This is a genomic window from Hallella faecis (assembly GCF_018789675.1).
Lineage (GTDB): Bacteria > Bacteroidota > Bacteroidia > Bacteroidales > Bacteroidaceae > Prevotella > Prevotella faecis.
The window spans coordinates 41,933-64,147 of sequence record NZ_JAHKBE010000014.1 but is presented as its reverse complement, the minus strand read 5'-3'; the positions used below and the strand labels follow the sequence as shown (position 1 = coordinate 64,147).

Annotated in this window: 16 protein-coding genes; 11 read left to right on the top strand and 5 right to left on the bottom strand. The window is 55.6% G+C overall.

The window, feature by feature from the left end; translation table 11 throughout:
* Positions 1-103 precede the first annotated feature (103 nt).
* From KM934_RS05240 to aepX, 5 genes are all read right to left on the bottom strand, one after another.
* A complete protein-coding gene (locus KM934_RS05240; protein WP_215759572.1) occupies positions 104-1,132 on the bottom strand; it encodes a hemolysin activation protein in 1,029 nt (342 codons plus the stop codon).
* A gap of 73 nt (positions 1,133-1,205) precedes the next feature.
* Positions 1,206-2,126, bottom strand: a complete 921-nt coding sequence (locus KM934_RS05235; protein ID WP_215759571.1) for a glycosyltransferase family 2 protein — start codon at positions 2,124-2,126, stop codon at positions 1,206-1,208.
* A gap of 5 nt (positions 2,127-2,131) precedes the next feature.
* The gene (locus KM934_RS05230) at positions 2,132-3,574 is read right to left on the bottom strand and encodes a lipopolysaccharide biosynthesis protein (protein WP_215759570.1); all 1,443 of its coding nucleotides are present in this window, start codon (positions 3,572-3,574) and stop codon (positions 2,132-2,134) included.
* 13 nt (positions 3,575-3,587) lie between these two features.
* Positions 3,588-4,490 (bottom strand): LicD family protein, encoded by a 903-nt coding sequence (locus KM934_RS05225; RefSeq protein WP_215759569.1) that lies wholly within the window; start codon positions 4,488-4,490, stop codon positions 3,588-3,590.
* Positions 4,491-4,570: 80 nt separating this feature from the next.
* A complete protein-coding gene (gene aepX / locus KM934_RS05220) occupies positions 4,571-5,875 on the bottom strand; it encodes a phosphoenolpyruvate mutase (protein WP_215759568.1) in 1,305 nt (434 codons plus the stop codon).
* A 308-nt stretch (positions 5,876-6,183) separates the two neighbouring features.
* Here aepX and KM934_RS05215 point away from each other — a divergent pair, with 308 nt between their 5' ends.
* The 11 genes from KM934_RS05215 to KM934_RS05165 all read left to right on the top strand — a co-directional run bounded on the left by KM934_RS05215 (position 6,184) and on the right by KM934_RS05165 (position 22,208).
* Positions 6,184-7,908 (top strand): S41 family peptidase, encoded by a 1,725-nt coding sequence (locus KM934_RS05215; RefSeq protein WP_215759567.1) that lies wholly within the window; start codon positions 6,184-6,186, stop codon positions 7,906-7,908.
* Positions 7,909-8,982: 1,074 nt separating this feature from the next.
* A complete protein-coding gene (gene rplM, locus KM934_RS05210; protein ID WP_215759566.1) occupies positions 8,983-9,444 on the top strand; it encodes a 50S ribosomal protein L13 in 462 nt (153 codons plus the stop codon).
* 11 nt (positions 9,445-9,455) lie between these two features.
* Positions 9,456-9,842, top strand: coding sequence for a 30S ribosomal protein S9 (gene rpsI, locus KM934_RS05205; protein ID WP_215759565.1), 387 nt, complete (start codon positions 9,456-9,458; stop codon positions 9,840-9,842).
* Between the two features lie 192 nt (positions 9,843-10,034).
* A complete protein-coding gene (rpsB, locus tag KM934_RS05200; RefSeq protein WP_215759564.1) occupies positions 10,035-10,868 on the top strand; it encodes a 30S ribosomal protein S2 in 834 nt (277 codons plus the stop codon).
* 46 nt (positions 10,869-10,914) lie between these two features.
* On the top strand, positions 10,915-11,922 hold the full coding sequence (gene tsf / locus KM934_RS05195) for a translation elongation factor Ts (protein WP_215759563.1): 1,008 nt from the start codon (positions 10,915-10,917) through the stop codon (positions 11,920-11,922).
* A 99-nt stretch (positions 11,923-12,021) separates the two neighbouring features.
* On the top strand, positions 12,022-14,151 hold the full coding sequence (locus tag KM934_RS05190; RefSeq protein ID WP_215759562.1) for a S8 family serine peptidase: 2,130 nt from the start codon (positions 12,022-12,024) through the stop codon (positions 14,149-14,151).
* 2 nt (positions 14,152-14,153) lie between these two features.
* Positions 14,154-14,771: a fumarylacetoacetate hydrolase family protein gene (locus tag KM934_RS05185; protein WP_215759561.1), complete on the top strand. Its 618-nt coding sequence runs from the start codon at positions 14,154-14,156 to the stop codon at positions 14,769-14,771.
* 204 nt (positions 14,772-14,975) lie between these two features.
* Positions 14,976-18,506 carry a type IX secretion system sortase PorU gene (gene porU, locus KM934_RS05180; RefSeq protein ID WP_215759560.1) on the top strand — a complete coding sequence of 1,177 codons (3,531 nt, stop codon included), beginning with the start codon at positions 14,976-14,978 and terminating at the stop codon, positions 18,504-18,506.
* A gap of 95 nt (positions 18,507-18,601) precedes the next feature.
* On the top strand, positions 18,602-19,798 hold the full coding sequence (gene porV, locus KM934_RS05175; RefSeq protein WP_215759574.1) for a type IX secretion system outer membrane channel protein PorV: 1,197 nt from the start codon (positions 18,602-18,604) through the stop codon (positions 19,796-19,798).
* A gap of 1 nt (position 19,799) precedes the next feature.
* The gene (gene ispF / locus KM934_RS05170; protein WP_215759559.1) at positions 19,800-20,285 is read left to right on the top strand and encodes a 2-C-methyl-D-erythritol 2,4-cyclodiphosphate synthase; all 486 of its coding nucleotides are present in this window, start codon (positions 19,800-19,802) and stop codon (positions 20,283-20,285) included.
* Between the two features lie 648 nt (positions 20,286-20,933).
* Positions 20,934-22,208: a glycosyltransferase family 4 protein gene (locus tag KM934_RS05165; RefSeq protein ID WP_215759558.1), complete on the top strand. Its 1,275-nt coding sequence runs from the start codon at positions 20,934-20,936 to the stop codon at positions 22,206-22,208.
* The last annotated feature ends 7 nt before the right edge of the window (positions 22,209-22,215 follow it).

Genomic DNA, 22,215 nt, shown 5'->3' with positions numbered 1-22,215 from the left:
CTTAATGCTTCGTTGCGTCTTGCTTAATGCTTCGTTGCGTCTTGCTTAATGCTTCGTTGCGTCTTGCTTAATGCTTCTTCAAGTCTGATGCTTGCCAATGTAACTACACGTGCTTGCCCTTGCCCATCCATTTCTTGATGCGGCGGGTGAGGGCTTGTGTTATCTGGTGTGTGTTGCCAGCCTTTAGGTTGAGCCAGAGCTCCTCGACGCTTCGCCCTATTTTTATCCAGGGGTGGCCCCATCCGTTGGTGCGGTAGGTGTGTTCCTTGTAGGCCACATACTCCATGACATACTTGGGGTGCTTCAGGGGGAAGGTGACGTCGTGGCGTTGCATGGTGAATATGCGGCGCAAACCATGTGGCATGGTCTGCAGGGCGGCATAATGGGTGGAGTCGACGGTGGCGCCCACGTTGCTCACCATGTTGCGGGTGGGCATGATGGCGAGCCCATTGTTCATGAGCATGGTGGACCAAAACACGCTCTCGAAGAAGGGCTTGCCTGCCGCGGCGTGGTCGGCGCACATGCGCATGAAATCGGATCGGTAGCCCCGTGCCTTCACCAGGTCGGCCAGTTGCTGGCGGTTGAATTCGTCGTTCATGAACGAATAGGTTCCGTCCCATTTCTCCACGACGCGCCTCCAGGACGCCCAGCCCCAGATGGAGAAGGCCGATGTGAAGAAATAGTCGTAGGGAACGTTGGGTGTCACCTCATCGGTGTTGAATCCGGCCACCATGGTGATGCGCTCGTCGTGCTCGTAGCGGTCGAGCATCTCCTTGCAGAAGGGCAGGAATGAAGGGGCGGGAACCACGTCGTCCTCCACGACGGCCACCTTGTCGGCCAACGAGAAGGCCCATTTCTGCGATAGGAATCCCGATGGGTCGCATCCCTGGTTGTGCTCGCAATAGTGGCGATGCACCTCACATACCCAATCGATGTTCTCGTCGCTGGCTATGCGTCGGCATGCCTCCATGCCCTTGCGGTCTTTCTCGTTGCCCTCGCGGGGTCCGTCCTGATAGAGCAGGAGCTTCGATGGGCGTGAGGCTTTCACGGCGTCGAACGCCTGTTGGAACGTCTCGGGCCGGTTGAAGAAGAGCATCAACACGGCAATATCGGTCTTATAAGGATGTTTCATGGTGGGTGTGGTTTAGCGCCAATCGGTAGGTTATGTTTGTCGCGATGGCATGCGCCATCTATTCCAATTCTCGTTATTGTCTTTGCGCCCGCTTTCGCATGCGGTCCTTAAACCATCTCAGGGGGTAATAGGCCAAGCGTGGGGGAAGGGCCAGGAAGAGGCGGTGGAGCCATGGCACACGGCTGTCGACCTGCTGTCGCAAGGGGCGATAGTAGCGGTTGAGCACGTGGAACTGCCGCTTGTAGAGGAAGTTTTCGTACACCTTGATTTGGTTGAGAAGGAACCACGGCTCCATGACCTGCCACTTGGGCTGCAACGTGCGGCGCATCTCGTCGTCGTAGATGCGTATCATCCGCAGGTCCTCCACGCGCGTGTTGGGCACATCCTCCTCGTGCCAATACACCTCATCGGCGATGAACCACACCTTGGGTTCCTTCATGAGGCACTTGATTTGCATGAGGCTGTCCTCGCGCTCGATGATCTCTCGGGGCGCGTTGAGGCACCCTTCGAGCAACTGGCGCTTGAAGAGGATGCCCCACAACACGCAGAACGTGTTCTTGATGCTGAGCAGGGCGCCGATGAGCTCGTCGCTGTTGTGCCATCCGCGGCGCCCCGAGTCGCAATGGGCGTGATACTGATTGGTGAATGTTCCGATCACCTCGTCGGCGCCCGAGGTCACCATGGCCTCATGCAGGGCAGCCATGGCGTGGGGTGTGAGCATGTCGTCGGCGTCGGCGAACATGATGTATCGGCCCCGCGCCTCGGCCACTCCATGCCGGCGCGCCGCCGTTACGCCCCCATTGGGCTGGTGGAACACGCGCACCCTATCGTCGTGCTGGGCCAGCGTGTCGAGCTTGGTGGCCGAGCCGTCGGTGCTTCCGTCGTCGACGGCCACAATCTCGAAGTCGCTGAAATCTTGCGTGAGGATGCTCTCCAGGCAACGGTCTATGTAGTCGACCTTGTTGTAAACAGGGATGATGACGGATATTTCCATACCAGTTATTTTTTGAATTTGTTCTTGGCGAATTGCAGGCACTCCTCCAAAATCTGCACGCGCGCCACCTTCATGACGGCGAAATAGAGCACGCCCGCCATGGCTATGCGTGCGAGCAGCAGCACGATGGGCGTGCCGATGGCCTGTGTGCAGCATCCGGTTACGGCCATCACGCCACCGGCGGCGAGCAGGAAGGGCGCCATGTCTTTCACCACCTGCCACAGGCTGAGGCCGATGAGGCGGTGGGCTTGCGTCTGCCATGCCAGCAGCCATAGGATGTTGAAGCCGCTGTAGACGGTAATCATCACAAGGATGCCGAGGCTGTGGGTGCAGAGCATGAGGATGATTTGCAAGGCTATCTGGAGAATGTTGCACCACATGTTGATGTCGGCGCGGCCATGCCCTATGACCATGTTCTGATACAGGGTGTAGAAGGGGAAGAAGGCTCCGCTCACGGCCAGGATCTGCAACAAGGGCACGGCGTCGATCCATTTGGCGCCGATGGTGATGAGGATGAACTCGCGCGCCACGAGCACCAGGCCGAACATGGCGGGGAAGGCGAGGAACGCCGTGAACCGCATCATCTTGCGGAAGACGCGCAACTCGCGCTCGCGCTCATTGGCAATCGACGCAAAGACGGGTTGCGCCACTTGCTGCGTGGTGTTGGAAACGAGCGAATAGGCCATGAAATTCCACTTGTAGGCTTGGCTGTAGTTGCCCAATATGTCCTTGTTGAAGAACTTGCCGATGATAACCGACATGATGTTGTTGTTCACGGTGTTCATCACCATGACCACGAGGATGTTCATGCTGAAGCCAAACATCTTGCGTATGGGCCTGAGGTCGATGTGGAGCGAGGGCCGCCATGGCACGTAATAGTAGCGCCCCACGTTGAGGATGGTGATGTAGAGCACCTGCTGCCACGCCAGGCTCCAATAGCTATAGCCCAGGAAGGCGAGCGTTACGCCGGTAAGCCCCGAGAGGATCAGGGCGAGCGAATTGATCATGGTCATCTCCTTCACCATGAGTTTCTTGGTGAGGTAGGCGTTGGGCGTGATGCCGAAGCTGCCCACGACGAACGACAAAAAGACGAAATGCGACAAGGGCGTGAGCACCGGTTGGTGGAAGAAGTCGGCGATGAGCGGCGCCGCGAACCACAGGATGGCGTAGAGCGAGAAGCTCATGAGGATGTTGAACCAGAACACCGCGTTGAAGTCCTCGTGCTTGGGGTCCTTCATGTTGATGAGGTAGGTGCTGAACCCCGAGCTCTGCAAGTTGCCCGCTATGGCCGTGAAGATGGCGATGTATCCGATGATGCCATACTCGCCCGGCGACAACAGCCTTCCCAGCATGATGCCGATGAGCAGGTTGAGCACCTGTGTGGTGCCGCTATTGAGCGCCCCCCAGAAGAGGCCCTTGGTGGTTTTCTCTTTGAGTGTGTCTGCCATAGATGGGTGTTTGTCATTGCTCCGACGCGCCGTTGTAGCCCGGCTTGTCGATGATTTTCCTCACTTCGCGGTAAGGAATCTTTCGGTTCAGGTCCATGAACACCACGTCGTGTTGCACGCGTTGCTCCACGGGCGGCAGCTGGCGCCAGTTGCCATACGATGTCACGAGATAGTCCTCGTAGCGTGTGGGCACCACGATGCTGATGTCCTCGAAGGGCAGCGTCGTTCCGTCACCGAAGATGTCGGCCGTAAGGTTCTTCTCGCGTGAGGTGTAGCTCGAGCTGAAGCAGATGTGGTTGGAGCGTGTGCCGTGGTAGGCGCGCAGCTCCCGCTCCATCCGTCCCACGAGATAATTGCGGATGGGCGTTCGGAAGAGGGCGTAGCTGATGTCGCCCAACGTGAGTCGCAGGCTCTGCTTGGTGATGTTGCCAAGGATGTTGGCCCACGACTTGCGCAACAGGTCGGCGGCAATCATCTTGCGCAGTTTCAGCATGCGGTCGCAGTAGCGTTGGCGCTCGTTGTCGTCATCGGGCACCACATCGAGTGGGAACACGTCGATGTAATTGCCGAAACTGATGCGGTATTCGGTCCATTCGCAAATGGTGGAATGGGCGTTGCAGAATTTGGCGAAGGGCAGATAATACTCCTTGTCGTGAACATATTCCACCTGCTCATAGCCCTTGGGCGGGTTGGTTCGCATGAGGCGCAGGTAACGGTCGTAGTCGTCGCGCATCATGTAGACGTCGATGTCGTCGTCCCAAGGTATGAAGCCGTGGTGGCGCGCCGCACCCAGCACGGTGCCGTAGGCGGCGTAGTACTTGAGGTTGTTGGCTTGGCAGAACGCTATGAAGGCCTTGAGGGTCTCGAGGGTCATGGCTTTTCGCTGCGCCAGTTGTTCTTCGGATAGAATCTTCATGTGTTTGGTGTGGGCAAGCGGCGCCCTCGCGTGTGCTCCGTGGGGGTGCCGCTTGCCTTGTGTGGCGTGTTTGTTGAGGGTTATTTGGTTCCCGGGATGAGCTCCAGGATCTGCTTGATGGGCATGCAGAAGGGGTCGGTCTCGAGCGATCGCTCGTTCTCAAGGATGGTCTCGGCGCACTTGCACATGGCGGGGTAGGCTGCGCGGAGCATGTGGTTGGCGTAGATAACCACGTTGACGCCCCACGAGATGAGCTCGTCTTCCTTGACGTGGTTGTAGGAGGTGGGCACCACGATGATGGGCACGAAGGGGTGCTTCTCGCGGAACTTGGCGCAGAACTCCTTGATGTCGTCGCCGCTCTTGTTGCGGCTGTGGATCATGATGCCGTCGGCACCCGCGTCGACGTATGCGAAGCTACGCTCCAGGGCGTCGGCCATGGGCTGTCCGGCGATGAGGCTCTCGCAGCGTGCGATGATCATGAAGTCGTTGGTGATCTGGGCGGCCTTGCCCATGCGTATCTTGTGGCAGAAGTTCTCTATGGAGTCTTGCGTCTGCTTCACCTCGGTTCCGAAGAGCGAGTTTTTCTTCAGTCCGGTCTTGTCCTCGATGATGATGGCCGACACGCCGTTGCGCTCCAGGGTGCGAACGGTAAACTGGAAGTGCTCGGGCAGTCCGCCGGTGTCGCCATCGTAGATGATGGGCTTGGTGGTGCACTCGAGGATGTTGGTGAGGTCTTGCATGCGCGTGGTGAGGTCTACGGCCTCAATGTCGGGCTTGCCCTTCGAGGTGGAGTCGGTGAGCGATGACGACCACATGCCGTCGAAGGCGCGAATTTCCTGACCCTTCTTCACCTCGTAGCGCTCGATGATGAGCGCCGAGAGGCCGTCGTGGGCCTCGAGGATGCGCACGATGGGCTTGGCGGCGATGAGCCGGCGCAGCGATTTCAGGCGTATGTCGGGTGTGGTGCCGATGGCTTTCACCTCATCGAAGAGCGACGACGAGTTGATGCCCTTGGTGTAGGGCACCTCCACCACCTCGCCGCCGAGGTCGGCCATCACCTTGATGCACTCCAGGCGGAGCTCCGAGTCGCGGCCCTCTTTCCAGTTGTCGCCATGGATGAGGATGTCGGGACGATACTTCTGCAGGTTGGGAATGTAGCTGTATTCGTCCTGCGGCACCACGTGGGCCACGCCGCGAATGTTCTTGATGACTTGCTCGCGCTGCTCGTAGGTCATGTAGGGCAGGCGTGAGCGATAGGTGGCAATGGCCTTGTCGGTGTAGAGGCCGATGGTTAGTTCGCCCAACTTGGCGCCTTCGTTGATGATATTGATGAGGCCGGGGTGAAGGATGTCGCCGACCATTCCGAGATAAACGTTCTTGCTCATGTATTGTTAGTTTCTTTAGTTTTCGCATGAAAAATAGCCCTGTGGGCCCTTGCCGCAGAAGGCTTGGCCGAGGGTTGCCGCATCTGTATGCGCTATCTTTGCAAAGATAATGATTATTATTGAGAAATCGGCTCGTCTTTCCTAAAAAACTCATTTTGCGGCAAAGTGGTTGCCAATGATGCGTTTTTGGGGGGCTTGCCCCACTTTTTCGCATTTTGTTGTCAATCTTTTCGGTTTTCAAACGTATAGTAGGCAAGAGGCCGACAAAAGCCTCTCTCAATTTGTTGAATCATCATAATAGAATCCTAATGAAGAAAACTATCATGTTGCTGTTCGCCCTGCTGTTGGCGACAGGAATGAAAGCCGACGAGACCGACACATTGGCCATCGACGCCATCTATAAGGAACTGCTGGCCCGACCGGGCGTTACGCAGACCGCCGTGCGCTATACGGGCGGCTGGGGGGCGGGCTGCGCAAACTTCTCCTGGCTCCAAGGTGAAGGAAGCGGATGGACCGTGGGCAACCGACTGACGCTGAAGGGGGTGGACAAGGCTGAGGCCGACCGCATCATGCAGGTGTTTAAGAAGTATCATGAGCGAACCCATGTGGCCATGGGCGAAGGCAGGGCCGACATGGGGCTCGAACGTTTCCGTATGTTCTACGGGATGAGGTGGTCGGCCGGAACACTCTATTTCTTGAAAGCCAGGAAGTTGGGCAATGAGTTTTGTGTGCCGTTCGACTGGTTTTTCCGCGACTACTATAAGCCCAAGAGAAACCTGGGCGACGCCTGGGCCGCCATCGACGCACCCACACGCCGCTTGCTCGGACTGAGCCATCTGTGGAGTGGGGTGAAGCAAAACTTCGTGTTCATGAATCGGGTGAGCGTGGATTGGGACAGCCTGTACGTGGCCATGATACCGAAGATCAAGGCCGCCGCCAACGACGAGGAGGCCACACGCCTCTTGCAACGCATGGCCGCCACGTTGCACGATGGCCACACCTTCGTGTATTCCGATTACCCACAGGACCTGCGCACCATGCCCCTCACCACGCGGTGGATCGACGGGAAGGTGTATGTCGATCAGGTGTTGAGCTCGGCTTTTGCCCGGAAGGGCGTGCGACGTGGCCTGCAGGTGGTGGCCGTCAATGGCGAAGCGCCTGAGGTGTACGCCCAGCGCGAGTTGGCGCCCTATGTGTCGTCGTCCACCCCACAATGGCTTATACATAATATGTACGACGACAAGAACCTGACGAAGGGTGGCGACAACCGCCAGATGACCTTGACGCTGAGCGATGGCAAGCGTGAGGTGAGCGTAGGCTACAACTTCGACGGAAGTGGGTTCGACATCAGGCCCCAGCAGAATGGCGTGCCCATCAGGTTCTCCCTGCTCAAGGGGGGCGTAGGCTATCTGCGCATCGACAACTTCATGGATGGGCGAATCTGTCGCGAGTTTGACAAGCTCTATCCGCAAATCCTGCAGACGCGCGCCCTCATCATCGACGTGCGCGACAATCCCGGAGGCAACTCGGGCAATGGCGACCATGTGGCACGCCATTTCATCGCACAAAGTCTGCGTGCGGGTGCGTGGGAGAGCAGGGAGTATATCCCAGCCTTCGCCTCGTGGAGAATGGCCGAGAGGGTCTATCGACAGGAGGGCGCCCTGATGACGCTGGATGCCAACAGCAAGCTCGAGCGTTACACGAAGCCCGTGGCGTTGCTGGTGAATCGTGGCACCTTCTCGGCCGCCGAGGACTTCACCGCCCTCCTGCGCGCCACCGGCCATTGCGCCTTGGTGGGTGAGCCCACGGGCGGAAGCACGGGCAATGGCGTGCGCATCGCAGTCATTCCGGGGGTGTGCACCGCCAACATCTGCTCCAAGCACGACTATGCCCCCGATGGCTACGACTTTGTGGGCAAGGGCTTTGTGCCCGACATTGCCGCCCCCGAGAGCTACAAGACCTACTTCAAGGACAAGCAAGACAACGCCATGACCAAGGCCCTGCAGTGGCTGAACAAGCAGATACGCAAGTGAAAATGGCCCAGCGGGGCATGAAAACCTCAACATACTCTCTCTAAGTTATTCATCGTGGTGGTGCTTCTTCGGAGGCGCCACCTTTATTTTTCCCTCGTGCGGAAGGGTGCTGACAGGATGTGTGTTGTTGGGTATTTTGGTGAAAAAGTTGTGTCGAGAATTGGAGTGAAATAGCGTGCGGAAAAGCCATTTTTGCCGTCTCGAACCCCGTGAAATGAGACTTGCGCTTGCGGTTAGGCATCTTTCGAGTTGCGAAACATGCCTAACCGAACCACCGTTTGGCGTCTTTCGCACGACCGATGGGCATGTTTCGCATTGCGAAAAGGCATGTTTTATAGTGAAAAATGATAAATGTGCAATGTGGAATTGTGTGTGATGGATGTAAGTGTTTGAGCGTTAGAGGGTTACGAAAACGCGCCGAGAATGGCGTATTTCGGCCAAACATTTCCGTCGTGGAAAAGAAATGTGTAGTTCTTGCTATAGATTGTTGGTTGTTTTCGGTGTGCTTCAAACCGGCAAGTCTTGCGCTTTTCTTGTTCCGAAGCGCCCGTCTTCCGTCTCTTGCCTTACCCTCAGGGAGTTTTCGCTCTCTCGCTTTCCGTTTCCAGTTCTTTCATGCGCCATTTCCCATTCTCTCATTTTCCATTCCCTGCTCTTCCGGCAGTTTCGTCCCTTTCCGCCTTCTTCGTTGGGAGCTCCTTTCTTCTGGCCTCGTCACCCCAGCGTTTCCCTTCTTCCATCTTTGCCTTGAGGAGCTTCTTGAAGGGTTTGATGTAGTTAAATAACCTTAAAACCGTTAAAATATAATAAACGTAGGGCGTTCAGGGCTTGTCTGTAAGATGTGTATGAAATAAAATATGTAATTTTGCACACCGATTATTTCGGGACACGCTTAGAGTCCCCCCCGTGCGGACGTGTAAATAGCCGTGCCTTTGGCCGGACACGGTGGTTTGTGAATCATCCGCGCAGCAGAGCGAAAGCCATGGATGGTCTCTTTTAGACTGGAGGCGCCGTGAGGTCTCTGTTATAAATAAGGTATAAAAACGTTTTTTAGTAGTAAATTTAAATTTTAAAATGGACACTTTAAGTTACAAGACTATTTCCGTCAACAAGGAAACAGCTCAAAAGGAGTGGGTAGTGATCGACGCTACCGACCAGATCGTTGGCCGCCTCTGCTCGAAGGTTGCCAAACTGCTCCGTGGAAAGTACAAACCCACTTTCACTCCGCACGTCGACTGCGGTGACAACGTCATCATCATCAACGCAGCCAAGGTGCGTTTCTCCGGCAAGAAGGAAACCGACAAGGTTTACACTCGCTATACTGGTTATCCCGGTGGACAGCGCTTCAACACGCCTGCAGATCTCCGCAAGCGCGAGAATGGCGTCGACAAGATCATTCGTCACGCCGTGAAGGGCATGCTCCCCAAGGGTCCCCTCGGTCGCTCACTTCTCAACAACCTCTATGTGTACGAGGGTGCTGAGCACAAGCAGGAGGCACAGAAGCCTAAGACAATTGATATTAACCAGTATAAATAATTTGAGACAAGATGGAAGTTATTAATGCAATCGGTCGCCGCAAGAGCGCTGTGGCTCGTGTTTATGTCACAGAGGGCACCGGTAAGATTACAATCAATAAGAAGGACATCACTGTTTTCTTCCCCTCAGCTATCCTGCAGTATGTGGTGAAGCAGCCCCTGCAGTTGCTCGAGGTCGCAGAGAAGTACGATATCAAGGCCAACCTCGACGGCGGTGGTTTCACCGGCCAGAGCCAGGCCCTGCGTCTCGCCATCGCACGTGCGCTGGTGAAGATCAACGCTGAAGACAAGAAGAACCTCAAGGACCACGGATTCCTCACACGTGATAGCCGTGCCGTTGAGCGTAAGAAGCCTGGACAGCCCAAGGCTCGCCGTCACTTCCAGTTCAGTAAGCGTTAATATCTCCTGGGTCTCTATCTGTGTGAGACCGGAGATACGTTTAGCATCCAAACAGGCAGGACTCTTCCACGATCGGTGCGAGGCTACCTGGCTGCTGGTTCTAAGCAACGGCCATTGGCCGGTTACGCTCGGGGCAGGAACCCCAGCTAACAAGAATTAAAAAGGAAAGTAAACAATTAAAAATTGAACAAAATGTCAAGAACAAATTTTGACCAGTTGCTTCAGGCAGGTTGCCACTTCGGTCACCTGAAGCGTAAGTGGAACCCCGCCATGGCTCCTTACATCTTCATGGAGCGCAATGGTATTCATATCATCGACCTCAACAAGACAGTAGCCAAGATCGACGAGGCTGCTGAGGCTCTCAAGGCCATCGCCAAGAGCGGTAAGAAGGTTCTGTTCGTCGCTACTAAAAAACAGGCCAAGGACATCGTAGCCGAAAAGGCTGCTTCTGTCAACATGCCCTACGTTATCGAGCGTTGGCCGGGCGGTATGCTCACCAACTTCCCCACCATCCGTAAGGCTGTGAAGAAAATGACGAACATCGACAAGTTGATGAACGATGGTACATTCTCGAACCTCTCTAAGCGTGAGCTGCTGCAGATCACTCGCCAGCGCGCCAAGCTCGAGAAGAACCTCGGTTCTATCGCTGACCTCACTCGTCTGCCCTCGGCTCTCTTCGTCATCGACGTGATGAAGGAGCACATCGCAGTGAAGGAGGCTAACCGCCTGGGCATCCCCGTGTTCGCTGTGGTCGACACCAACTCTGATCCCAACAACGTGGACTACATGATTCCCGCCAACGACGACGCTAAGGACTCTGTTGAGGTGATCCTCGATGCTGTCTGCGGTGCTATCGCTGAGGGTCTGGAGGAGCGCAAGGCTGAGAAGGCTGACGACAAGGCTGCCGCTGAGCAGGCTGAGGAGGCCGCTGAGGGCCGTCGCCACGCTCCCCGTCGCGCTCGCCGTGACGAGGCTGCCGCCGAGGCTGCTCCCGCTGCTGAGGAAGAGGCTCCCGCAGCTGAGTAATCATATTGAAGTTTATTCATCAAACTTTTTAAAGTAAAATATCATTATGGCTGTTACAATTGAAGACATCAAGAAGCTTCGCACAATGACCGGTGCAGGTATGAAAGACTGCAAGAAGGCTCTGAACGAGGCTGATGGTGATATCAAAAAGGCTGTGGAGCTCGTTCGTGAGCGTGGTCTGGCTATCGCTGCAAAGCGTTCTGACCGCGCCACATCCAATGGTTGCGTACTCGCTAAGTACGAGAATGGCTTCGCTGCCATGATCGCCCTGAAGTGTGAGACCGACTTCGTTGCCAACGGTGCCGACTATATCAAGCTCACGCAGGATATCCTCGACGCTGCCGTGGCCGCTAAGGCTCAGACACTTGAGGAGGTTAACGAACTGACCGTGAACTACGACGGTGAGGACGTGAAGGTGGCCGACGCCGTTACACGCCGCTCAGGTGTTGTGGGTGAGAAGATGGAGCTCGACGGCTACAATGTGCTCGAGGGCGACAACATCTACACTTACGACCACATGGGTCGCCACATGCTCTGCACACTCGTGCAGCTCTCTGACGCCAATGAGGACGCCGGTCACAAGGTTGCCATGCAGGTGGCTGCCATGAAGCCCGTGGCCCTCGACGAGGCCAGCGTGCCCGAGAGCGTTAAGGAGGAGGAGCTCAAGGTGGCTATCATGAAGACAAGAGAGGAGCAGATCCAGCGTCAGGTCAATGTTGCCCTGAAGAAGGCTGGCGTCAACGCCAATCTCGTCGACAGCGAGGACCACATCGAGTCGAACGTTGCCAAGGGCTGGCTCTCTCAGGAGGACGCCGACAAGGCTCGCGAGATCATCAGCACTGTAAGTGTTGAGGCTGCTGGCAAGCTCAACGAGAACATGATCCAGAACATCGCCAAGGGCCGTATGGCTAAGTTCTTCAAGGAGAACTGCTTGGTTGATCAGGAGTTCCAGTTCGAGGAGGGCGACAAGAAAACCGTTTCTCAGTGGCTCGACGCTCAGGCCAAGGGTCTGAAGGTGGCTGCTTACAAGCGCTTCTCTTTGTCAGGCGACTAATCACTGATTATACATCAATACGAGTGGGGAACCATGGAAGACGCGGTCTTCCGCGGTTCCCCATATTGTTTTTACACCTTATATTATATGTGGCAAGCAATGAGCAGATGGTTGGCCTTGGCCCTTTTTTCGCTGGCTACCCTTTCGGCGTGGGCGCAGCGTCCGGCTTTTGGGAAGATGTCGCCGCTCGTCAGGCAGGCGTGGCTCGCACAGCAGCGCATGGTCAACAAAACGAAGGCCAAGGCGGTTGCCAAGGCAAACGTGCGGTCGGAGAGAACGATCATGGCGTTTGTCAAACTGGCGTCGGCCGACAGTTCGCCCCTTACCGAACAGGGGGCGCAGGTGCTTGCCCAGAAAGGCGGGCTCTTTGTGGCCAACATTCCCTTGGGCTCTTTGGCGCCGCTTTCATGCGACGAGCGGGTCGTAAGGATTGAGGCGGGCCAACGCGCCACAACCCACATGGACACAACGGCCGTTGTTGTCAACGCCACATCTGCCCAGCAGTTGCTTCGTTTGCCGCAAGCCTACACCGGACGGGGGGTCGTCGTCGGTGTGCAGGATATCGGATTCGACCTCACGCACCCCAACTTCTTTTCTCCCGACATGGCCCAGTATCGCATCAAGGCCCTCTGGGACCAACTCTCCATCGATACGCTCCAGTCGTCGTTGCCCGTTGGGCGCGATTATGTGGGGCGCGATAGCCTATTGGCTTTGGGCTGTCCGCGCGATGGGTTGAAGCAGACCCATGGCACGCACACCGCCGGAATCGCAGCCGGAAGTGGGGCGGAGGGAGCCGACACGCTGTCGCCTTATCGCGGCATTGCGTGGGAGAGCGACATCTGTTTGGTGTGCAACGCCACGACCGACGACATCGCCCTCATCAATCCCGACGACTATTACAAGTACACTTACGCCCTCGACGCATTGGGGTTCAAGTATATCTTCGACTACGCCGACCGTGTGGGCAAGCCGTGCGTCATCAATTTCAGCGAGGGGTCGAGACAGGATTTCCAAGGCTACGATGTGCTTTATTATGAGATGCTCGACTCGCTTGTAGGGCCTGGACATATCATTGTTTCCTCGGCGGGCAACGACGGGCAGGCCATCAACTATCTCCACAAGGCGCCCTCGCAGCAATCGGCGGGACTCTTCTGTGGCAGCAACTTGCAGAATGTGGGCTTTACCACCAAGGCAACGGCCGATTTTACGCTTCGATTATCGGTATATAGTCAGGCCGATGCGCCGCAGGTCATCGATGTTCCGATGAGCAAGGTGCTTGCTACTAACGACTCGACGCTCGTCGATACGGTGGCTGTCGGCGACTATAAGTATGTCGTTTCGGCAACGGCCTATCCCTCTTGCTACAATGCCGATGAGGTGGTTTGCGATTGGGATGTCATCACCTTGGCTCACATCTTTAGCAAATGTTATCCCGTGGCCGTGCAACTCGTTGGGCAAGGAGCCGACGTGGAACTCTTCCCTGTTACAGGATGGCTCTACCATAGTAGTGTCGACAGCAGTCTTGCCGATGGCGACAACAGCCACAGCATCAACTCACCGTCGAGCGCTCCGGCGGTTATCTGTGTGGGAGCGACGGGCTATCGCACGCAGTTTATCAACTATCTGGGACAGCAGAAGGTTTACGACAATGGTCAAGGGGGTGCCCGCACGCCTTTCTCTGGTGTCGGACCAACCTTCGACGGGCGCGTCAAACCCGATGTGATGGCCCCCGGACAAAACATCATTTCGTCGTACAGCAGCTTCTATTTGGAGAACAATCCCGATGCGGGCGACATCAACTCGGATGTCCGCCATTTCTCCCACAAAGGCCGTACCTACGCATGGAACAGTAACGCGGGTACCTCCATGTCGTCGCCTGTGGTGGCTGGAGCCATCGCTCTGTGGTTGCAGGCCGACCCGTCCTTGTCGCCTTCCGATTGCCTGAGCATCTTCGAAAAGACTTGTCGGCGCTACGACCCCATGCTCTCATATCCCAACAACCTCTATGGTTACGGCGAGATCGACGTCACCGCTGGCCTTGAGGAAGTGTTGAGATGGCAGGCGGCGGGCGTGCAGGGCGTGCCCGTGCAACCAGCTACAGGCCGTATTTACACCCTTGATGGCCGTGGAGTGGGAACCGATGCTTCGGCTCTTGCCCCCGGACTCTATATTAGCGATGGACGAAAGTTCGTCGTTCCTTCATCGAATATTCACCTTAATCATCCATAACTATGAAGATTTTCGCCATTGGCATGAACTACGCTTTGCACAATAAAGCGCTTCACGATACGTTATCTAAACCAGAGGAACCGGTCATTTTCCTGAAAGCCGACACCGCTTTGCTCAAGGACCACAAGCCGTTCTTCATCCCCGACCACATAGGCCGTATCGAATATGAGGCCGAGGTGGTGGTGCGCATCTGCCGCTTGGGCAAGAACATTCCTGAGCGTTTTGCCCATCGCTATTACGACGCCTACACCATCGGCATCGATTTCACGGCGCGTGAGATGCAGCGCAAACTCGCCTCGCAAGGCAAACCGTGGGATATCGCTAAGGGATTCGACGGATCGGCCTGCATTGGCGATTGGGTTCCCAAGGAAAAACTGCCTGAGATCCAGCGCTTGCGATTCCACCTCGACATCAACGGGAAGGAGGTGCAGCAGGGCTATACGGGCGATATGTTCTATAAGGTCGATGAGATCATTGCCTACATCAGCCAGTTCTACACCCTGAAAACGGGCGACATCCTCTTTACGGGAACACCAACAGGCGTTGGCCCCGTGAGCATCGACGATCACCTGGAGGGCTATATCGAGGAGCGCAAGGTGCTCGACTTCAACTGCAAGTAATTGCGCCTTGCCCCCTGTGGCTACTCTTAGCGCCCGCCATTCCTAAAGGCTCGAATTACGGTGGCTGCTCTTAGCGCTCGCCATTACATATGGCTCGTCCTCTGGTGGCTGCTCTTAGAATGGGTCCCTTAATAGTGCTTGGATGCCGATGGCTTGCAACAGCGCATGGCGTTTCGTGCGCTTCCCTTTATCAACAGACAAAACATGAAACATAGACGAATACAACTTCTTCTCCTGGCGGTCGTGATAAGCATGACGGCTACGGCCCAACGGTTCTTCAATCTGACGTCCGACGAGGTCAGCGTCGACTCGATGTTGCCGCAGTTCAGCTATTCCGTGCCTTTGGAAGGGGCTTTCGCCGATTCGGTTTACTCCTCTATGATTCTCTATCCGGAGTTCATCGACATGACCCAGGAGGACATAGCCCATTACCATCGTTTGTCCGCCGACTCGCTGCCGGCGCTTCCCCGCGTGGAGCAACATCTGGTGCTCAGTCGCAAGAAGGGATCTTTGGAGGTGAGCTTCTGTCCGTTGGTCTATCGTGAGGGACGCTATCAGATACTCGTCAGTTTCATGCTACGCATCGATTCCAAGGCGTTGCCACGCGCGAAACGTATGGCGCCGGGAACCCGAGGCACAGCCGAGGCGTCGCGTTATGCCGACCATTCGGTGCTCGCCTCAGGCACATGGGCCAAGATTCGCGTGCCTTCCACAGGTGTCTACCAGCTTACCGAGTCGTTCGTCCGACAGGCAGGATTCTCCAATCTGAGCAAGGTGAAGGTGTATGGATACGGCGGAAACCTGCAGAATGAGAAGCTTGTGGGCGACGAACTGCGTGCCACCGACGACCTGCACGAGGTTCCCACTTATGCCGCAGGCAACCGACGCCTCTTCTATGCGCGTGGTCCGGTGAGTTGGGAGAACAACACCGCCACCCGCCGCACACGCAATCCTTACTCCGATTACGGCTATTATTTCCTTACAGAGACCGACGCTGAGCCCCAGAGGGTTGACTCGGCGGCGTTCCTGTCGTCGTTCTATCCGTCGCCCGACGATTACCATTCGCTCTACGAGAAGGATGGTTACAGCTGGTATCCAGGCGGCCGCAACCTCTTCGATCCTGACCCCATTCATTACGGGAAGTCTAAAGAGGTGGTGTTCAACAACCGTACGGGTGCCACGAGTGGGCGTCTAACGGTGAGCGTGTCGGCAGGTTCGAACAGTCGTGCAACGGTCTTTTTCAACGGCAAACAGGTGGGCGAGCTCTACGTTTCCTTAGGATCCTACGATAAAGGCAACTCCGCTACTGCCACCTACAACCTCTCAGGGCTGACGGCTTCCGACACGGTGAGCGTGCGTTGCGTGTTGGGCGACCCCATCCGGCTCGACTATGTGTCGATGGCTTGGGACAAGCCCGCACCCGCTCCCAGCCTCGCAGCGCAGTTCGCCACGCCCGAATATGTGTACCATATCACCAACCAAGATCATCATGCCGACGCTGCCGCCGACATGATCATTATCATTCCCACCTCGCAGAAGCTGCTGAAGCAGGCCCAACGTCTTGCCGCTTTCCACGAGCAGCACGACGCCATGCGTGTCCGCATCGTGCCGGCCGACGAACTATTCAATGAGTTTTCCAGTGGCACACCCGATGCCAACGCTTACCGTCGGTACCTCAAGATGCTCTATGACCGCGCCGAGACCGACGCCGACATGCCCCGTTACTTGTTGCTTTTCGGCGATTGCGTGTGGGATAACCGCATGCTTACGAGCGAGTGCGCCAACCTCAACCCCGACGATTACTTGCTTTGCTTTGAGAGCGAGAACTCTTTCAATGAGATCAAATGCTTCGTAGACGATGGCTTCTTCTGCCTGCTCGATGATGGAGAGGGCGTCGACCAGATGCGCTCCGACAAGCTCGACATGGCCGTTGGACGCTTCCCCGTCACCACCGAGGACGACGCCAAGGCTATGGTAGACAAGACCATCAGCTACGTGGAGAACCAAAACGCTGGCGCTTGGCAGAACACGTTGGTCTTCATGGGCGACGATGGCAACAGCAATCTGCACATGACCGACGTCAACGATGCCGCCAACGACATCGCCACACGCCATCCCGGCTATCAGATAAAGAAAGTGATGTGGGACGCATACAAAGGCGTTTCGACCTCGACTGGCAACAGTTACCCCGAGATAACCACCTTGTTGAAGCAGCAACAGCAGGCTGGTGCCCTTATCATGGACTATGCCGGACACGGTCGTGCCGACCAAATCTCGCATGAGCGGGTGCTGACGCTGAGCGACTTTGAGAAGTTCTCAAACACCAACCTTCCCCTTTGGGTCACCGCCTCGTGCGACATCCTGCCTTTCGACGGCGTGGAGCCCACCATTGGAGAGGCTGCCGTGACCAACAGCAAGGGAGGCACCGTGGCGTTCTTCGGCACCACACGCACCGTGTACTCCAATTACAACAAGTCCATCAACATGGCTTTCATGCGCTATGTGCTTTCCGCTCCCGATGGCAAACCTATCACTCTTGGCGAGGCGCAGCGCTTGGCCAAGAACCAGTTGATTACCAACAAGCAGGACACTACGGTCAATAAGTTGCAGTATTCGCTCCTTGGCGACCCCGCCATAGCGCTCCATTTGCCCACCCTGAGCATAGTGGTCGACTCCATAAACGGTGTCCGTCCGTCGGCCAGCAATCCCCTTACGCTCAAGGCTGGAAGCGTGGCGCGAGTGGCGGGACACGTCGAGAACGCCCCCACTTTCAATGGCGTGATGACGGCATTGGTGCGCGACTCGCGTGAGTTGGTTACTTGCCGACTGAACAATAGCGCCGAGGCGGAGGTGGCGTTCACCTTCTTCGACCGCACCAACACGCTCTTCACGGGGTCCGATAGTGTGCGCAATGGTGCGTTCGCCTTCTCCTTCGTGGTGCCCAAAGACATCAATTACTCTGACGAGCGAGGCCTTATCAACATCCATGCCGTGAGCAACGACAAGCAACTGATAGCCCATGGCGCCGAGGACAACTTCCTTGTGGGCGGAAGCGACGAGAACGCAGTCGACTCCTTGGGGCCGAAAATTTACTGCTATCTCAACACACCGCAGTTTGAGAATGGTGGCAACGTCAACCCCACACCTTACTTCGTAGCCCAGCTAACTGATGACGACGGCATCAATGCGGCAGGCACAGGCATAGGCCACGACCTGCAACTCGTGATCGACGGCAGTCCCAACATGACCTATAAGCTCAACGATTATTTCGCCTACGATTTCGGAACCTACCAACGAGGCACCGTGAGCTATAGTCTGCCGGCGTTGGAGCCCGGTCGCCACACGCTGCTTTTCCGTGCGTGGGACGTGCTTAACAACTCCTCGACGGCCACGCTCGATTTCAATGTGGTGAAGGGATTGAAGCCCACCCTTTATGGCATCGACGTGTCGAAAAATCCCGCTTCCACCTCCACCACGTTCATCATCAGTCACGATTTCAGCGGTTCGGCCATAGATGTGACGATTGATGTTTTCGACACCAGCGGTCGCCTGTTGTGGACCCACTCCGAGACGGGCGTGTCGACCAACGGCGCTTACACAGTCGATTGGGACTTGTGCCAGGACGGAGGCGGTCGGTTGCAGACCGGTGTTTACCTTTATCGCGTCCGCGTATCGAGCGATGGCAGTTCCGAAGCGTCGAAAGCTAAGAAACTTGTCGTCATCAACAATAAATGACCCCTTGCCTACGTTTCTATAGAAGTCAATGATTTTTGGTCGTTCCCACGGTTCAGCCGTGTGTTGCAACCATCCATACAACAATGATACACAGAATGAACAAGACCTTGAGAATAGTTGTGGCATGTCTTCTTGCCGTTGTAGCCCTGCAGGTTAACGCTCAGGATAAGAAGGACATGTTTAACCCGGTGAACACGTCGGTCACCTCGCAGACCATCGCTCCCGACGCCCGTGCTGGCGCCATGGGAGACGTGGGTGTTGCCACCGACCCTGATGTGGTGTCGCAATACTGGAACCCCGCCAAGTACCCGTTTACGATTAGCCGTGCCGGAGTGGCGCTCAACTACACGCCGTGGCTGCGCCAGTTGGTGAGCGATATGGACCTTGCCTATCTTGCCGGCTACTATCGCATAGGCGACTATAGCGCCGTTTCGGGTTCGTTCCGTTATTTCTCACTGGGTGAGGTGATGATGGGCGACTATCCAACCGTCCCGGGCGGTGGCTCGTCGAATGCCGGCAACACCATCAATCCCTATGAGATGTCGCTCGATGTGGCCTACTCGCTCATGCTCAGCGAGACGTTCTCCATCGCCGCTGCCGTGCGTTGGATCTATTCGGACCTTACCTACGACTACACACGGGACACGTCGCCTGGTTCGGCTTTTGCCGCCGACATCGCCGCTTATTACCAGAACTATATCAACATAGGTGCGCGCGAGTGCCAGTTGGGATTGGGTCTTAACATCTCAAACATCGGTAGTAAGATTAAGTTTGGTGGCTACGACAACAGCGAGTTTATCCCCACCAACCTGCGTCTGGGTGCCGCCCTGATGATTCCGGTCGACGAATACAACCGCTTTACCATCGCTGCCGACGCCAATAAGTTGCTCGTTCCCACCTATCCCAAGCAGGAAGAGGGTGAGACAACCGAGGATTACACGCAGCGTGTGCAGAAGGATTATTACGACGTTTCGAGCATCAGCGGTATCTTCAAGAGCTTTGGCGACGCTCCCGGTGGCTTCAAGGAGGAGTTGCAGGAGATTCAATGGAGCTTGGGTGCGGAGTATAACTACCACGATCAGTTCACCCTTCGCGCCGGCTACCATCATGAGAGCGCTAACAAGGGTAACCGAAAGTACTTCACGGTGGGTGGCGGTTTCAAGATGAGCGTGTTCTCGCTCGACGCCGGTTACGTCATTGCCACGGCCAAGAGCAACCCGCTCGACCAGACGCTCCGCTTCACGTTGAGTTTCGATATGGATGGCATCAAGGATTTGCTTAAACGTAGATAACATGACAAATATAAGAACAGGAATGGGTTACGACGTTCACCAGTTGGTGGAAGGTCGTGACCTTTTTTTGGGCGGAGTGAAGATCGACCACGCCAAGGGACTGTTGGGGCATAGCGACGCCGATGTGCTCATCCACGCTATATGCGACGCTTTGCTCGGCGCCGCCAACATGCGCGACATCGGTTACCATTTTCCCGACACGTCGGACGACACCTTGGGCATGGACAGCAAGGTCATCCTCAAACAAGTAGTGGCGCTTATCGCCACCAAGGGCTACCAACTCGTCAACATCGACGCCACCGTATGCGCTGAGCGCCCGAAGCTCAACCCGCACATTCCCGCCATGCAGGCCTGCCTCGCCAATGTCATGGGATGCGATGCGGACCAAGTGAGCATCAAGGCCACCACCACAGAGAAGCTCGGCTTCACGGGTCGCCAGGAGGGCATCTCGGCCTATGCTGTCTGCCTGGTGGAGAAGGTTCGCTAAATAGCGGCGTACGCCTTGCTTCACTTTGTAGCTTTTGCGAACAAGGAAGAAAAGGCTTAGCCTTGTTATAATGCCTATCAGGCTCACGATGCGCAGTATGCATCGTGGGCCTGATAGGCATTCTTTTTTGTGTGTTGGCTAATGGCCAATTGGGGATTGTGGACCTTGTGGGCTTGATGATGTGTGGGCTCAACGGGCACAAAAAAAATACGCTGAAACTCATCAACGAGCTCCAACGTACACCTATGTTTAACTAAAAATCCTTTTCAAACGAAATGAAAACCTCACGGTCTCCATTGTTCTCCGTTAAACAATCTATCAATCTACCTTAAACCTAATAACTAAAAACCTAAATCTATTACTACTAACCTAAACAATCTATTAACCTTTTGACGATGCAAAATTACACTTAATATCTATATTCTGCAATACAACGATGCCACTTTCTTTTCAAAAATGTGCTTTAATTGATTTATGTCAAGGGTTGTGTACGCACACATCATCTTTTTATCTCATTTTTATCGTATTTCCTACTAATTTGGTTCGATTTTATTATCTTTGCATAAGATGGGCTGCACTCTGCCATTTGAGAATAAATTCTCATGGCTCTCGTTTGCGCCATCATGGCTTTTTATACAACTTATAGGTATGAGAGTACTGTTAATCAACACAAGCGAGAAGACGGGTGGGGCTGCCGTTGCTGCCAATCGCCTGCTCGAAACGCTCAACAATAACGGCGTGAAGGCCAAATTGCTCGTAGCCGACAAGGTAACTGACAGCATCGTTGTGGTGCAGGCCCCTCACCCATGGCTTCGCCGCTGGAACTTTCTTTGGGAGCGTTGGTGCCTGTTTTGGCATTTGCATTTCAACCGTAAGAACCTCTTTGAGATCGATATGGCCAATGCCGGAATCGATATTACGAATACTCCTGAGTTTAAGGAGGCCGACGTTATCCACCTGGCGTGGGTCAATCAGGGGCTACTGTCGTTGGGCGTCATTCGTAAAATCATAGCCTCGGGCAAGCCAGTGGTGTGGACCATGCACGACATTTGGCCTGCGACGGGCATCTGCCACGTTACGTTGGGTTGCAAGGCCTACCGCAGCACCTGCCAGAGTTGTAAGTTCCTTCCCAAGCACCATTCGCCCTTCGACCTCTCAACGCGTATCTTCAACCGCAAGAAGAAGTTATATAGCGGCAGCGGCATTCATTTCGTTACCTGCAGCAAGTGGTTGGGCGACCAAGCGCGGCAAAGCGCCTTGCTCTCGGGCCTACATGTCGACACCATCCCCAATCCCATCGACACCCATGTTTTTTATCCCAAGGACAAGCGTGAGGCTCGCGAGCGTGTGAACCTTCCCGTCGACAAGCGCGTCATTCTCTTTGTGTCGCAGCGTGTCACCATGGAGCGCAAGGGCATAGCCTATTTCATTGAGGCCATCGACCGCATGGTGGGTCAGCACCCCGAGATGCAGCAAAACACCGTGGTGGCCATCCTTGGCGGCCATGCCGAGGAGGTGGTCGACCAGTTGCGCCTGCCCGCTTTCCCATTGGGATATGTGAGTGATGAGCGACAAATCACCGACATCTACAGTGCGGCCGACGTGTTTGTCATTCCCTCGCTCGATGAGAATTTGCCCAACACCATCATGGAATCCATGGCCTGCGGCGTTCCGTCGGTGGGCTTCAAGGTGGGTGGCATCCCAGAGATGATCGACCACCAGAAGAACGGTTATGTGGCCAAGTATAAGGACTCGGCCGACCTTGCGGCAGGAATCCATTGGGTGCTCAACGAGGCCGACCCCGATACCTTGCGCCAAAACGCCCTGACGAAGGTGCGAACCTGCTATTCGCAGCGTGCCGTGGCCATGCATTACGTGGAGGTTTACAACCAGGCATTGGCCTTCAAAAACTATAATATCTGACGAATTG